13 protein-coding genes are annotated in these 13,691 nt (G+C 65.6%); 6 read left to right on the top strand and 7 right to left on the bottom strand.

From position 1 onward, the window contains the following. Nucleotides 1-2 precede the first annotated feature (2 nt). Nucleotides 3-1,571: a DNA polymerase Y family protein gene (locus tag L1277_RS00985; protein ID WP_253374496.1), complete on the bottom strand. Its 1,569-nt coding sequence runs from the start codon at nt 1,569-1,571 to the stop codon at nt 3-5. Beyond that, nucleotides 1,568-2,308: a hypothetical protein gene (locus tag L1277_RS00980; RefSeq protein WP_253374495.1), complete on the bottom strand. Its 741-nt coding sequence runs from the start codon at nt 2,306-2,308 to the stop codon at nt 1,568-1,570. The genes L1277_RS00985 and L1277_RS00980 overlap by 4 nt, the downstream gene beginning before the upstream one ends. Before the next feature lie 184 nt (nt 2,309-2,492). On the opposite strand from L1277_RS00980, the gene L1277_RS00975 reads away from it, so the two are divergent. Both L1277_RS00975 and L1277_RS00970 read left to right on the top strand, forming a co-directional pair. Then, nucleotides 2,493-3,650 carry a class I SAM-dependent methyltransferase gene (locus tag L1277_RS00975; RefSeq protein ID WP_253374494.1) on the top strand — a complete coding sequence of 386 codons (1,158 nt, stop codon included), beginning with the start codon at nt 2,493-2,495 and terminating at the stop codon, nt 3,648-3,650. A 222-nt stretch (nt 3,651-3,872) separates the two neighbouring features. Then, nucleotides 3,873-4,364, top strand: coding sequence for an FBP domain-containing protein (locus tag L1277_RS00970; protein WP_253374493.1), 492 nt, complete (start codon nt 3,873-3,875; stop codon nt 4,362-4,364). Between the two features lie 10 nt (nt 4,365-4,374). Here the strand turns inward: L1277_RS00970 and L1277_RS00965 are convergent, their stop codons facing one another. Beyond that, the gene (locus L1277_RS00965) at nt 4,375-5,304 is read right to left on the bottom strand and encodes an aldose 1-epimerase family protein (RefSeq protein ID WP_253374492.1); all 930 of its coding nucleotides are present in this window, start codon (nt 5,302-5,304) and stop codon (nt 4,375-4,377) included. 54 nt (nt 5,305-5,358) lie between these two features. Further along, complete coding sequence (locus tag L1277_RS00960; protein WP_253374491.1) at nt 5,359-6,177, bottom strand: DeoR/GlpR family DNA-binding transcription regulator; 819 nt, start codon at nt 6,175-6,177, stop codon at nt 5,359-5,361. A 98-nt stretch (nt 6,178-6,275) separates the two neighbouring features. Between L1277_RS00960 and galT the strand changes: the two genes are divergently transcribed. Continuing rightward, nucleotides 6,276-7,397: a galactose-1-phosphate uridylyltransferase gene (gene galT, locus L1277_RS00955; protein WP_253374490.1), complete on the top strand. Its 1,122-nt coding sequence runs from the start codon at nt 6,276-6,278 to the stop codon at nt 7,395-7,397. Beyond that, nucleotides 7,394-8,566, top strand: coding sequence for a galactokinase (gene galK, locus L1277_RS00950; RefSeq protein ID WP_253374489.1), 1,173 nt, complete (start codon nt 7,394-7,396; stop codon nt 8,564-8,566). The genes galT and galK overlap by 4 nt, the downstream gene beginning before the upstream one ends. Here the strand turns inward: galK and L1277_RS00945 are convergent. The 3 genes from L1277_RS00945 to glyA all read right to left on the bottom strand — a co-directional run bounded on the left by L1277_RS00945 (nt 8,563) and on the right by glyA (nt 11,337). Beyond that, nucleotides 8,563-9,057 carry a YbaK/EbsC family protein gene (locus tag L1277_RS00945; RefSeq protein WP_253374488.1) on the bottom strand — a complete coding sequence of 165 codons (495 nt, stop codon included), beginning with the start codon at nt 9,055-9,057 and terminating at the stop codon, nt 8,563-8,565. The genes galK and L1277_RS00945 overlap by 4 nt on opposite strands. A gap of 127 nt (nt 9,058-9,184) precedes the next feature. Next, nucleotides 9,185-10,066, bottom strand: coding sequence for a bifunctional methylenetetrahydrofolate dehydrogenase/methenyltetrahydrofolate cyclohydrolase (locus tag L1277_RS00940; RefSeq protein WP_253374487.1), 882 nt, complete (start codon nt 10,064-10,066; stop codon nt 9,185-9,187). Next, nucleotides 10,066-11,337: a serine hydroxymethyltransferase gene (gene glyA / locus L1277_RS00935; RefSeq protein WP_253374486.1), complete on the bottom strand. Its 1,272-nt coding sequence runs from the start codon at nt 11,335-11,337 to the stop codon at nt 10,066-10,068. Before glyA ends, L1277_RS00940 begins: the two co-directional genes overlap by 1 nt. A gap of 238 nt (nt 11,338-11,575) precedes the next feature. On the opposite strand from glyA, the gene L1277_RS00930 reads away from it, so the two are divergent. Beyond that, complete coding sequence (locus tag L1277_RS00930; RefSeq protein ID WP_253374485.1) at nt 11,576-12,094, top strand: DinB family protein; 519 nt, start codon at nt 11,576-11,578, stop codon at nt 12,092-12,094. A 40-nt stretch (nt 12,095-12,134) separates the two neighbouring features. Beyond that, the gene (locus tag L1277_RS00925) at nt 12,135-13,661 is read left to right on the top strand and encodes a beta-N-acetylhexosaminidase (RefSeq protein ID WP_253374484.1); all 1,527 of its coding nucleotides are present in this window, start codon (nt 12,135-12,137) and stop codon (nt 13,659-13,661) included. Nucleotides 13,662-13,691: the final 30 nt, after the last annotated feature.

Genomic DNA, 13,691 nt, shown 5'->3' with positions numbered 1-13,691 from the left:
GCTTAGTCATACCGAGCCTCGGCCCACCAGCCCGAGTCGTCGAGCACGAGCAGCCACGCCGCCCCCGAGTCGTCGACAATCTGAAATCGGTGCAGCCGCGTACCGCCGGCGTCCCACCAGCGTTCGACGACCGGCCAGGGTCCGGCCCAGGCGCTGACAGGAACCGGCGCCTTTCCCGGCGCCTGGAACTCGACGGGCACATCGGAGAGCTCACCGCGATCGTCGACGAGAAGGTTTCCACCGTGTGCGGCGTTCACGGCCACCCGCTGTCGCTCCGGAAACACGGTCGCCGGTGGCGGTCCGGGCAGCTTCCCCGGCCATGGCAACGACTGCGAGGCCTCGACCGCAGCCTCTCCCCCCGGCGGCAAATCTCCCCACGGAACGAGCACCCGCCGGTCGGACGGGTTTCGGCCGCCACCGATGCGCGCCGTCAACACTCCGGCGTGCCCGACCATCCCCTGCACTCGAGAGAGGCCGGAGTGAATGCGCTCGTCCGTGGCGCCACCGTATAACCCGGCTTCGTGGTTTCCCGCCGGGTCAACGCTTTCGGGCTCGACCCGCAGAGCCGAGATCGCACTGCTCAACCCGCTTTCGGCCAGCCCGGCCCCCTGCAGCTGCCAGCGCACCCGGTCGAGCACATCACCAGCGGTGAACCACCGCGGGTGCAGCCATGTGCGCGCGCGGGAGTCACCGCTCTCCGTGCGCACCTCAATACGGATGGCCGTTGCAACCAGGGACGACGCCTGCAGGCGTGCCACAAATTCGTCGGCTGCCGTCCGGAAGGCGAACGCCACCTGGTCCACCCGATCGAGCGGGGTCTCAAACTCCACGACACTCGAATGATCGGCCGGCGGCACGCGAGCATCAACATCGCTGGGGTCATAACCCGAGGCGAGCCGGTGGGCGAGCACCCCGTCCGGCCCGAAGCGGTCACGCACCTGCAGGATATCGAGCGCTGCGAAATCGCCGAGGGTATGAATGCCGAGTCGTACGAGCAACACGGCCAGCTCCGGTCGCTGGAGGAGGTCGACGCCAAACGGCGCGAGAAACTCCGGCGAACTGCCTACCGGAACGATGCGAATGGCATCAGTGCCCTGATCCGACCTCAGCTTCGCGGCCTGCTCAGCCGCGAACGGGCCGTCGGCGATTCCGACGCGCGCGTTTCGCACACCGACGTGCGCCAGGGTGTCGAGCAATGCCTGGGCCGCCTGCCGTTCACCGCCGTAGTACCGGCTCGGCCCGCGTGCTCGCATAACGCAGGTGCCCGGGCGAGAGAGCTGCACTCCGGGAACGATCTCCTCGACCGCAGCGATCACCGGCTCGAATGCCCGGTGGTCAAGCACGGGGTCATAGGGCACGGCGATCAGGTCGGTGCAGCGTGACTGTGCTTCGCGCACCCGCAGCCCGCGGCGGACACCGTCACGGCGAGCGGTCGGCGAACAGGCAAAAACCTCGCCACGCTCAATGAGCGCAAGCGGAGTATCGAGACCGAAATCATATTCGATTGCTGCGGCGTTTGTCGGCCAGTCAGGACACCAGAGCAACAACGTGCGCAGCGGCCCGGTCGTCATGACGCCGCCGCCGTCTCGTGACGGTCAGAGCGCACGGGAGGCACACCGGCCAGGCCAGCGGACCGAACCGTTTGCTCCGAGTCGGGCAGCCACATCTGCTTGCGCCTGGGCTTACCCGACAGCGTGCGACCGGTCACGGCAACGGTCACCCGCCGCGCCGCCAGGTAGCCATGGCCATCACCGAGACCCATCCACCGATCGTCAGTCACTCGCAGCGTCGCCTCACTCTGCGGCCAGTCACCGAGAGTGACGAGCGTCGAACCGCGCTGGCGCAATCGTGACCCCAGGCGAGACACTTCTGCAGGAGAAACGGATGCCGGTGGGCGCGTCATCACAACGGTCACCACGTCAGCAAGCGCCGCGGTGACCTGCAACCACTGGTCGCCCGGCTCGGGCACCAGAACGAGTCGGTCGAGGTCGATACCCGCCGCTGCCGCGGCTTCGACGCCGAGCGATGGCACACCAACGACCCCGCACCACGCCCCGGCCGCACTGGGACCGGCGAGCATCGCCAGTGCCAGGGTGGTCGACTCGAGCACCGAATACACCACACCAGCACGGAGCACCCCACCCGGCAGCAGCTCGGCCACCCCGGGCGATGTCGGTAGCCCGTGCGAATCTATTCGAGTGGTTTGCATTCCTCGAATGCGGGCCTGCAGTTCAGCAACCTGGCTCGCCACAGCGCTCGGACCCGCGGCGAAATCCGGGGTTCGCGGGGGTGCAACGGCCAGGGACATGGGTTAATACTCGAATACATCTTCGATAAAGTCAATCGGGTCGAACACCCCGGGAGAGTCGTTTCGAATGTCGTCGTTGCACTCTTTCCGGGCGGCTGGTTTCCCTTTCCTGCGGGTCCACACAACTCCCGCTGTCATACTGAACGTCGATCGCCACTCGACGGGGATCTGCGAATTGAGACCCATGTCCGAACGGACGAACGACAGAACGACGACCGTCGAACCCACCCGGATCACCTGGTCAGATCACGGCACCGTCCGATCCGAACTCTGGCGCTCCGAGAGCGGATGGCCAGCACCAACCACCGTTGTGACCGGGAACGAGTCGTTGACGGCCACGGCCGCCCTTCGACTGGCCGCACTCGGAACCGCTGTGCTGTGGACCGGCGACTTCCACGCCGCCAAACAGCTTCTCGTCGCCATGGGCAAGCGCCTCGGCACGACCGGCCGACCCAGAAACGACGACATCACCGCAGCCTTCCTCCGCTCACGTGACGATGCCCTTCGCCGGTCGACACTGCTCGGAATGCTTCTCGTTCCCATCGATGCGGATGGCACCATCCCCCTGCGCCGCTCCCCCGACGTTTCACGCGCAACGGCCAACGCCTGGGGCACCACAACCGAGGCATCCGTGGTCTCGCTTCGCGAGCTGCTCGGTGTTCTCGGGGCAGAGGGATGGCGAACGCGCGGCGTCCTGGTTCCGGCGCTCGATGCCATGATCCATCCGCACTACGGTGTTTTCTCCCCGGTTCGGGGTGAGTATCTCGACCTGGTGGCGGCAGCGCCCATTCCGCCCAACGCCTCCGTCGCTTTCGATATCGGAACGGGAACCGGCGTTCTGTCCGCGCTTCTCGCCCACCGGGGCATCCGCTCCATTTCTGCCACCGACCAGGACGACCGCGCCATTGCCTGCGCGACGGAGAACCTCGCCCGACTCGGTTTCGCCGATGTCGTCACCGTTGAAAATATCGACCTCTTTCCGGACGGCCGCGCCGATGTCATCGTCTGCAATCCGCCGTGGATTCCCGCAACACCCAAGGTGGCAACCGATTACGCCGTTTACGATCACGACGGACAAATGTTGGCTGGTTTTCTCTCCGGCCTCGCCGAGCATCTGACCCCGAGCGGCGAGGGGTGGCTGGTGATCTCCGACATTGCCGAACGATTGGGCCTGCGCTCACGCGGGAGTCTCCTCGACGCCATTGAGGATGCCGGCCTTGTCGTTCTTGCCCGGATGGATACCCGCCCGACACACGCCCGCGCCTCAGACCCGACAGACCCACTGCACTCCGCACGAGCGGCCGAGGTCACGTCGCTCTGGCGGCTGGGGTGCTCGACGTAGCCCACTCGGCGTTACACTGGCCGGATGAATTCTTCACTCGCGACGCCCTCGGGACATGGGGAGGTTGCCGGCGTTCTCTTCGCCGGCTCGAGGTAGCGATTTTCTCTCGCTGATTCCTCGCTCTTCGCGACCGTTCATTGATGCGCTGTCGTGCGCCATGAACCCTGTACCGGCGGATCCCGCCCGATTTCGAGCCTCGCGGCTCTTGTTCAGAGAAGAAACATGCTTCCCCTCACTGAAAAAGACATCACTACCTCCTTTATCAACGCCTCTCGCAGCCAGGTCAGTGACCTCTCCCTGCCGACGGACTTCGATTCCCTCGACTGGGACAACCTCGACTTCCTGGGCTGGCGTGACCGTAAGTTCCCGCGCCGGGGCTACGTGTTCGTGCAACGGGAGGACGGCCCGGCCGGCATCCTCCTCCAGCAGGCCGAGGCACGCCCGCGCGCCCGAGTACTGTGCTCCTGGTGCCAGGACATCACCCTCGAAGACGACGTCGTGTTTTACGGTGTTCGTCGAGCGGGCAAGGCCGGCCGCAACGGAAACACCATTGGAACCCTCGTCTGCGCCGACTTCGGCTGCTCACGTAACGCGCGCAAATTGCCAGCCGTTGCCTACCTCGGCTTCGACGTTGAGGCGGCGCGCGACAAGCAGGTCAGTACCCTTCAGGAGCGGGTGCAGCGCTTCGTGCTCGAGGTCCACACCGGCGAGTAACACAGGGCGGTTAGACCGGTGCAAACCCGTCGGCGCGTACACCCCAACTGACCTCCCAGGTCTCGCCGGGAGCGAGCCAGTGCAGGTCCTGCCCCGAGTTGAGCGCGTCGGCGGGTGCTGTCATCGGTTCGATCGCGACGGTCTTCGACTGGCCCGGGTACTTGTCGGTCGTGAACACCTGCCAGTACTTCACGTTCTCGTCGCCCCACACCGTGACCGAGCGACCGTCGGGCGCCGTCACCGAGTGCTCGGACACACCGTCGATGATCACCGCCCCGCCGAACCCGTCGTCAACGCTGAGGTCGCCGAGGCGCACCCCGTTCCGCAGGTCGTACGGGGTGCCGTCGACGGGCACTTCGGCCACCGGAAGGGAGCGCTCGTCGGCCTCAAAGTGCGTGGTGACGTTGACGGTGACCGTGAGGTCTTCGGGCTCAACGTCACCGATGGTGAAGAACGGGTGCGCTCCCACCGCGAGCGGCGCTGCGGCGTCCGACCTGTTGGTGACGGCGATCGTCGCTTCAATGCCGGCGTCGACCAGGTGATACGTGACGGCGACGTCGAGCATGAACGGGTATCCGTTTTGCGGAAACACTCGCGCCTCCAGCCGCAGCCTCGACTCGGTGCGCTCGGCAACGGAGTACGAGCTGAACCGCAGCAGCCCGTGGCTCGCGTTGTGCTTCTTCGGCTCGGTGAGTGGAAGCTGTTGCGGTTCACCGTTCAGCACCCACTGGCCGTCGCGCACCCGGTTGGTCCACGGCACGAAGATGATTCCGCTGCCGAGCGGTCGCTGCACCCCGGCGTCATACGGCGGCATGATGTCGATGCCGTGAACGCTCAATCGGCGGATGCCTGCGGCCACCTCCGTGATGGTGGCCTCAACAGCACCTCCTGACGACGTGTCGAGCCTGAGCTCGAACTGCTCACCGGTCACTGCGGTCATGACTGCACTCCTCGTTATCGTGTGGCAAAAGCGTAGCCGCCACCCGGCGGCGCGTCACGCGATGACAACCTCAACACCGCCGGCGGCCAGGTCGGCCAGCACCGTGGCATCCGCCCCCTCATTGGTGAGCAGGACATCGACGGATTCGATGCCGCAAACCGAACCCAGGCTCACCTGGCCCAGCTTCGAGGCGTCGGCCAGTACGACCACGCGATCGGCGGACGACACCATCAGTTGCTTCACCTCGGCCTCGGGGAGGTTGACGTTGGTCACTCCGGCCACCGCGTCAACACCGTTGCAACCGATGAACGCGATGTCGGCGTGCACCTGCTCGAGCACGGTTCGAGCAAGCGGGTGCACGAGTGAGTGCTGCAGCGGGCGCAGCGCTCCGCCCGTGACGATGATCGTGAACCGCGGAATCTGGGCTTCAAGCTCGAGGGCGATGTTGAGGCCGTTGGTGATGATGACGAGGTCTTCGAGGTCGGCACGGTCGGCGAGCGCCTGCGCAACGGCGAGCGCCGTCGTGCCCACATCGAGCAGGACGCTCTGCCCCGAGGAGACGAGGGCGGCCGCGCGGCTTCCGATCGCCTGTTTCGCCAGAGCGGATGCTTCCAGTGACGTTTCGAAGCTCGCTTCGCGAACGCGCTGGCCGCGCGGCACCGCGCCTCCGTGCACCCGCCGAATGGCGTTGCCGTCGTCGAGCGCGGCCAGGTCGCTACGCACGGTGACCTCGCTGACCCCGAAGGTCTCGCTGAGGTCGGAGACCTTGAGGAACCCGCGTGCCGCGATGAGGTCGGCCATGCGTTCCCGCCGCACGACGGCCGGCATGGCATCGCCCTGCCCCCGCGCGGGTGCCAGCGGAAAATCGGTCATGCGCTCATCTTCAGTTAGTTTCGTTTGGTTGTCAATGTGTCGAACGAAGCCTAGAATTGCTTGCACTTGTGAAAGTCGGGTGTGCGGAAGGCCAACCTATGAACTCCATTACCTCGCAGTCCCACGTCCTCGCGGACGGGCGCGAAATCATCTACTTCGACGACGCTGACACAACGCTCGCTCCCGAGCGCTCGGCGGACATGCGTGACCTGCCCGATCGCCCCGCGACAGCGAGCATGCGCCAGGACCCACTGACCGGCGAGTGGATTTCCATCGCCGCCGCCCGGCAAAGCCGTGTCTTCCTCCCGCCGGCTCACCTCGATCCACTCGCGCCGCAGACCGAGACCAACCCGTCTGAAGTTCCGAGCAATTACGACGTTGCCGTGTTTGAGAACCGCTCGCCGTCGTTCGGGCCGCTACTCGAGGACGAGAACGCGCCACGCGGGCTCGACGACCTCACCGAAGTGGGCATTGGCCGCACCCGTACCTCGGTCGGTCGGTGCGAAGTGGTCTGTTTCAGCCCCGAGCACGAGGGATCGTTCGGCTCGCTCAGCCGTTCACGCGCCCGCACGGTGATCGAGGCGTGGGCCTCCCGCACAGCCGCGCTGAGCGCGATGCCCGGCATCGAGCAGGTCTTCCCGTTTGAGAACCGGGGCATCGAAATCGGTGTGACGCTGCGCCACCCCCACGGCCAGATTTATTCGTACCCGTACGTCACGCCGCGAACGCAGCGGCTCATGGCATCCGTTGAAAAATACGGTCCAACGCTGTTTGCCGACATTCTGGCGAGCGAGCAGGCTGGCGAACGCGTCGTCGTGACGGGGGAGCACTGGACCGCGTTCGTGCCGTTCGCGGCGCGCTGGCCCGTTGAGGTGCACATGCTGCCGCATCGCCAGGTCGCCGACTTCGCGGGCACGACCGACGAGGAACGCGACGAGCTCGCGGTGCTCTACCTGCGACTGCTGCGCGGCATCGACCGGCTCTACGACACCCAGACCCCCTACATCGCCGCATGGCACCAGGCGCCGGTGAACGTGGGCCGCGACGAGATTCGGCTCATGCTGCAGCTGACATCTCCCCGGCGTGCGTCTGACAAACTCAAGTATCTGGCCGGATCTGAAGCAGCCATGGGCGCCTGGATCGGCGATATTCCGCCTGAGCAGACCGCAGAACGCGTGCGTGAGGCGATCGCTCTCGCCGACAAGGAGACCCCCGTATGACCAACCTCATCGAACTCGCCGACCGCGCGACCGCCGGATTCGCGGCCCGCTTCGAGGGCGCAGAACCTGCGGGAGTGTGGCAGGCGCCCGGCCGCGTGAACCTCATCGGCGAGCACACCGACTACAACGACGGATTCGTGTTTCCGTTCGCCATCGACCGGGCGACCGTCGTGGCACTGGCTCCTCGCGCCGACCGCACCGTTCGGGTCACCTCGGCGTTCAGCGACGAGATCGTGACCGTCATCCTCGATGACATCACCCCCGGTTCGCTCTCGGACTGGTCGGCGTACCCGCTCGGGGTGGTCTGGGCACTCGGTGAATTCGGTGCAGACCTCGCTGCAGCGACGGGGTTCGACGCGTTCATCGACTCGGACGTTCCCATCGGCGCTGGCCTCTCGTCGTCGGCCGCCATCGAGTGTGCGGTCGCCGTCGCGCTCAACGACACCTGGCAGCTCGGGTTTTCGCGCGAGACCTTGGCCAAGGTGGGCCAGCTCGCCGAGAACAAGGCGGTCGGAGCACCCACCGGCATCATGGATCAGTCTGCATCGCTGCTCGGCAAGAAAGACGCCGCAGTGTTCCTCGATTGCCGCAGCCTCGATGCTGAGGTGATCAACCTCGGGTTCGAAGCGGCCGGCCTCGTGCTGCTCGTGATGAACACGCGGGTCTCACATGCCCACGCTACCGGCGGTTATGCCGCTCGACGCGCCTCCTGCGAACGCGGTGCCGCCGAGATGAGTGTCTCGTCACTGCGCGATCTCGACGTCGACGACCTGCCACGGGCGGCCGAGGTGCTCGACGACGAAACGCTGCGCCGGGTGCGGCACATCCTGACGGAGAACCGTCGGGTGCTCGACACGGTGCGCACGTTGCGCCTCGAGGGCCCGACGGCGATCGGCGACCTGCTGGTGGCGTCACACGCCTCGATGCGGGATGACTTCGAGATCTCGGTACCCGAACTCGACCTCGCCGTTGAGACCGCCCTGGCGTCAGGCGCGATCGGTGCCCGGATGACCGGTGGCGGCTTCGGTGGCGCGGCGATCGCGCTGGTGCGTACCGCAGACCTCGATTCGGTGTCGGATGCTGTCCGTCGCGCATTCACGGACGCCGCGTTCCGCGAACCGGAACTGTTCACCGTGACAGCGGCCGACGGAGCGGGCCGACTGCGCTAGCTTTCAGCGGTGGGCTCGACCGCTAGTGGAGTGCCACCGGTCAACCGAACCAGCTCGTCAAAGGTGGTCGGGAAGACGGTGTGCGGATGGCCGGCGGCTGCCCACACCTCGGGATAGTTGGCCAAAGCCGTATCCACGAATGTGCGGACGGGCTGGGGATGTCCGACCGGAGCTACTCCCCCAATCACCTGCCCCGTCGCGGATCGGACGGTCGCGGCATCCGCTCGCTTCAAAGTGCCGCCGAGCTGGGCACCGAGCCATCCGGTGTCAACCCGGTGCGATCCCGAGGTGAGCACGAGCACGGGCTCGCCGTCGAGGGTGAAGATGAGCGAGTTGGCGATCGCGCCGACGTCGACGCCGAGCGCCTCTGCGGCGTGCACAGCGGTCGGGGTGGCGTCCTCGAACCAGCGCACGTCTCCGCCGATACCGCCGGCGCGCAACTGCTCGAGCACTCGAGCGACGGAGGGGTGGCTGGGCTCACTGTCGGTCATGCGGACGATCCTAGCGAAGCGCCGAAAAACGGGCCGGTCGGTTGTCGCTCGTCCCGCTACGAAACGTCCGGAACGGCTGCTCCTGGTCGAATGAGCAGCCCTTCCGGACGTTGTGAAGTGCTGCTGATTACGGGTTCAGTCGCTCAGCCGTGTCAACGACGTTAGTGAGCAGCTGCACCCGGGTCATCGGCCCGATTCCGCCGGGGTTCGGCGAGATCCACGAGGCAATCTCAGCGACGGCAGGGTCGACATCTCCGACGACGCGGCTCTTACCGGTCTCCGGATCAGTTTCACGACTCACGCCAACATCGAGGACAATGGCGCCAGGCTTCACAGCTGAAGCCTTCACAATGCCCGGAACGCCTGCGGCCGCCACGATGATGTCGGCTGTGCGCAGCAGGTCGTCGAGTCCGACCGTGCCGGTGTGGGTCAGGGTGACCGTGGCGTTGTATTCGCGCCGCGTCAGCAGGGGGCCGATAGCGCGCCCCACCGTGACACCACGGCCCACAACGACGACGTGCTTGCCCGCGAGGTCGATGCCGTGCCGCTGCATCAGCTCGATTGCTCCGCGTGGCGTGCACGGGAGCGGGGTCGAGATGGGCCGGTTGACGTTGAGGATCAGGCGGCCGAGGTTCGTGGGGTGAAGGCCGTCGGCGTCCTTTTCCGGGTCGACCCGCTCGAGGATCGCGTCGGTGTCGAGGTGAGCCGGCAGCGGCAACTGAACGATGTATCCGGTGCACGCGGGGTCAGCGTTGAGTTCGTCGAGGACAGACTCGAGCTCCTTCTGCGTGATGGTCTCGGGCAGGTCCCGTCGGATCGAGTCGATGCCGACCTCAGCACAATCGCGATGTTTGCCCGCGACGTACCACTGTGAACCGGGGTCGGAACCGACGAGCACGGTACCGAGCCCCGGAACGATGCCGCGTTCCCGGAGTGCCGCGACCCGTTCTTTCAGCTCCGCTTTGATGACTGATGAGACGGCCTTGCCGTCGAGAATCTGTGCCGTCATTACTGGGCGAGACCCGGGTACAGCGGGAACGCCTCGGTCAGGGTCGACACCCGGGCACGAAGAGCCTCGATGTCAGCACCCGGCATCAGGGCAGCAGCGATGACATCGGAGACCTCGGTGAACTCGGCGTCGCCGAATCCGCGCGTTGCCAATGCCGGGGTACCAATGCGGAGACCCGAGGTGACCATCGGCGGACGGGGGTCGAACGGAACCGAGTTGCGGTTCACCGTGATGCCGACCTCGTGCAGGGCATCTTCTGCCTGCTGCCCATTGATCTCAGAGTTGCGCAGGTCGGCCAGGACGAGGTGCACGTCCGTGCCTCCGGTGAGAACGTCAATGCCGGCAGACCGCGAGTCCTCAGCTGTGAGACGCTCGGCCAGGATGCGGGCACCACGGAGAGTGCGCTCCTGACGGTCCTTGAACTCCGGCTGCGCGGCGAGAAGGAAGGCGGTGGCCTTCGCCGCGATGACGTGCATGAGCGGTCCACCCTGCTGGCCGGGGAAGACGTTCGAATTGAGCTTTTTGGCGAGCTCCATGTCACGGCTGAGGATGAATCCCGACCGCGGACCGGCGAGCGTCTTGTGCACGGTCGACGACACGACATCGGCGAAGGGAACCGGAGACGGGTGCAGGCCTGCGGCGACCAGCCCGGCAAAGTGGGCCATGTCGACCCAGAGCTTCGCGCCGACCTCATCGGCGATGGCACGGAAGGCGGCGAAGTCGAGCTGGCGCGGGTAGGCCGACCAGCCAGCGATGATGACCTGCGGCTTGTGCTCGAGTGCCTTCTCCCGAACGACGTTCATGTCGACGAGGAAAGTCTCGGGGTCAACACCGTAGGACACAGCGTTGTAGAGCTTGCCGGAGAAGTTGAGCTTCATGCCATGGGTGAGGTGTCCACCATGTGCCAGCTCGAGGCCGAGGATGGTGTCACCGGGGGTCGCGATCGCCGAGAGGACTGCTGCGTTGGCGCTCGCGCCCGAGTGCGGCTGCACGTTGGCAAACTCAGCGCCGAACAGGCTCTTAGCGCGCTCAATGGCGAGCGACTCTGCCACGTCGACATACTCGCAGCCACCGTAGTAGCGACGTCCGGGGTAGCCCTCGGCGTACTTGTTGGTGAGCACGCTGCCCTGCGACTGCAGGACGGAGACCGGAACGAAGTTCTCGCTCGCGATCATCTCGAGGTAATTGCGCTGGCGGCCAAGCTCGTTCTCGAGAACGGCAGCAATTTCGGGATCGACCTCAGAGAGAGGCGCGTTGAAGGTGGAAGACAAACTGGCTCCTTAAGACAGCGGCGGACAAAAGAGGTAATCCGTATCGACCCAGGCGTTCGGCCGAATCCGTGTCAGTCGCTCCCTGATGGTGACCATCCAAATCCCAACTCAAACCGGGAGCTCAGAAGTCTCTTGGTTCGTGCGAGGAATTTTTACGCCAGTTACGACACGGCAATGGTATCAGGGGACGTGCCGCTTCAGGCTCGTCGGATATCGCGCCGCTGACTACAGTGGTCAGATGCCAACGTCGACAGGAAGACTTCCGGAAGATACCCGCCCCGAACCCACGAACGGGGCAACCGAGAGAGAAACCCTCGAGAGCTTCCTCGAGGTGAATCGGGCCACCATTGTCTACAAGGCGACCGGTCTCAGCGACGACGACGCCGCAAAACGACTGTTGCCCTCCGAGACGTCGGTCTCCGGCTTGATCCGTCACCTCGCGGATGTGGAGCGTTCCTGGTTCCGCGATGACCTCGCCGGGGAAACCAGCGTGCCGACCCGGTGGAGCGACGACGATCCTGATGCGGAGTTCCGGGTCACAGCCGGAGACCGCCTGGCCGACATCATCGCGGACTACGAGCGCGCGTGCGACGAATCACGTCACGTCGCTGCCAATTTCCACCTCAACGACCGCGGTGTCCACAACGCCAACGTGACGCTGCGCTGGATCCTCGTGCACATGATCGAAGAGACGGCACGCCATTGCGGCCACATCGACATTTTGCGCGAGATGCTTGACGGAGCCACCGGCGAATAGCATTCGACAACGTTCACAGGGCGACAGAAACGGACCGCAGATGAGACACCCCGGCAGCGTCATCCCGTTACCGACCGAACAACACGTCCCGCCAGGCGCTCCACCGTTTGTGCTGACCAGCGCGTCACGAATTCTTGCAACGGATGCGTCGGCGCCCGTTGCGACGTATCTCGCCTCGGTCTTGCGGCGGTCGACCGGATTCGCACTGCCCGTCGAAACGGCTCTCGAAGCGCGCCCGGCCCCCGCCGGCACAAACGCCGGCCACGACATCACCCTGCACCTCGACCTCGACGACATCGCCGGGGTCGGCGCGGAGGGGTACCGTCTGGAAACCTCCGAACGGGGATGCGTCATCACGGCGACCACGAACGCCGGACTGTTCTACGGCATCCAATCGCTTCGTCAACTGTTCCCGCCGGATCTCGAAGAGCACTCCGTGCGTTCCGCCGCGTGGGAAGCCATCGCAACATCGATCACCGACCGGCCGCGCTTCTCCTATCGCGGAGCCATGCTCGACGTGGCACGACACTTTTTTGATGCCACTGAGGTCTGTGCTTTCCTTGACCGCATCGCGCTGTTCAAGATCAACGTGCTGCACCTGCACCTCACCGACGATCAGGGATGGCGCATTTCGATCGACGGTCGACCGGAACTCACCGATGTTGGCGGCTCCAGCGAGGTCGACGGTGGACCCGGCGGCTTCTACACACGCGAAGACTTCACTCGGATTGTGGAGCACGCGGCGGCGCAGTTCATCACCATCGTTCCTGAGATAGATCTGCCCGGGCACACCAACGCAGCACTCGCGTCGCTCCCCGAGCTGAATCCGAGCGGGACCGCTCCGGATTCGTATGTCGGGACGGAGGTCGGATTTTCGAGCCTGGACACGCACAGCGACGCCACGTGGGCGTTCCTGGGCGATGTCATTCGCGACGTTGCCGCGCAATCTCCCGGACCCTGGCTGCACTTCGGAGGCGACGAGTCACACGCGACGCCCCCCGACGACTACCGGGAGTTCGTCGGTCGCGCCAGCCGGCTCGTTGCCGAGCACGGCAAGGTCCCGATCGCTTGGCACGAGGCCGGAATTAGCTCGGACCTCGCGCCAGGAACCATCGGCCAGTACTGGAGTTACCGCGTCCCGCAGGACGACTCCGCCGACCGTGCGCTGTCGTTCGTGCGGCAGGGGGGCTCCCTCATCCTCTCCCCCGCCGACGTGGCTTACCTCGACATGACCTACGACGACGACAGCCCGATCGGACTGTCCTGGGCCGACGGGCCGACCTCTGTGCGTGAGTCCTACGAATGGGAACCTACGACGATTCTCCCCGAGGCGGCAAGCGCCATCCTCGGTGTCGAAGCACCGCTCTGGACCGAGACAGTGAGGTCTCGTGCCGATATCGACTACCTCGTCTTCCCGCGCCTTGCCGCTGTCGCTGAAATCGCGTGGTCCGTTGTGCCCGATGCGTCTGAGCGGCGCACCTGGGAAGACTTCTCGATCCGCCTCGAGGCATTCGCGTCGCGGTTCCGAGCACTCGGGATCCGACCGGGCGGCCCGGCTGTCGACTAACCGCCATGTCCTTGCGCTCGACCTCGATCT

The organism is Okibacterium sp. HSC-33S16 (assembly GCF_024171565.1).
Classification (GTDB): Bacteria; Actinomycetota; Actinomycetes; order Actinomycetales; family Microbacteriaceae; genus Mycetocola_A.
Note: the sequence above shows the minus strand (reverse complement) of the source record. Positions and strands in the feature narration are given on the sequence as shown.

Coding starts and splice junctions, on each gene's coding strand:
- L1277_RS00985 (WP_253374496.1), bottom strand. CDS start 1,571: ATGACGACCGGGCCGCTGCGCACGTTGTTGCTCTGGTGTCCTGACTGG.
- L1277_RS00980 (WP_253374495.1), bottom strand. CDS start 2,308: ATGTCCCTGGCCGTTGCACCCCCGCGAACCCCGGATTTCGCCGCGGGT.
- L1277_RS00975 (WP_253374494.1), top strand. CDS start 2,493: ATGTCCGAACGGACGAACGACAGAACGACGACCGTCGAACCCACCCGG.
- L1277_RS00970 (WP_253374493.1), top strand. CDS start 3,873: ATGCTTCCCCTCACTGAAAAAGACATCACTACCTCCTTTATCAACGCC.
- L1277_RS00965 (WP_253374492.1), bottom strand. CDS start 5,304: ATGACCGCAGTGACCGGTGAGCAGTTCGAGCTCAGGCTCGACACGTCG.
- L1277_RS00960 (WP_253374491.1), bottom strand. CDS start 6,177: ATGACCGATTTTCCGCTGGCACCCGCGCGGGGGCAGGGCGATGCCATG.
- galT (WP_253374490.1), top strand. CDS start 6,276: ATGAACTCCATTACCTCGCAGTCCCACGTCCTCGCGGACGGGCGCGAA.
- galK (WP_253374489.1), top strand. CDS start 7,394: ATGACCAACCTCATCGAACTCGCCGACCGCGCGACCGCCGGATTCGCG.
- L1277_RS00945 (WP_253374488.1), bottom strand. CDS start 9,057: ATGACCGACAGTGAGCCCAGCCACCCCTCCGTCGCTCGAGTGCTCGAG.
- L1277_RS00940 (WP_253374487.1), bottom strand. CDS start 10,066: ATGACGGCACAGATTCTCGACGGCAAGGCCGTCTCATCAGTCATCAAA.
- L1277_RS00930 (WP_253374485.1), top strand. CDS start 11,576: ATGCCAACGTCGACAGGAAGACTTCCGGAAGATACCCGCCCCGAACCC.
- L1277_RS00925 (WP_253374484.1), top strand. CDS start 12,135: ATGAGACACCCCGGCAGCGTCATCCCGTTACCGACCGAACAACACGTC.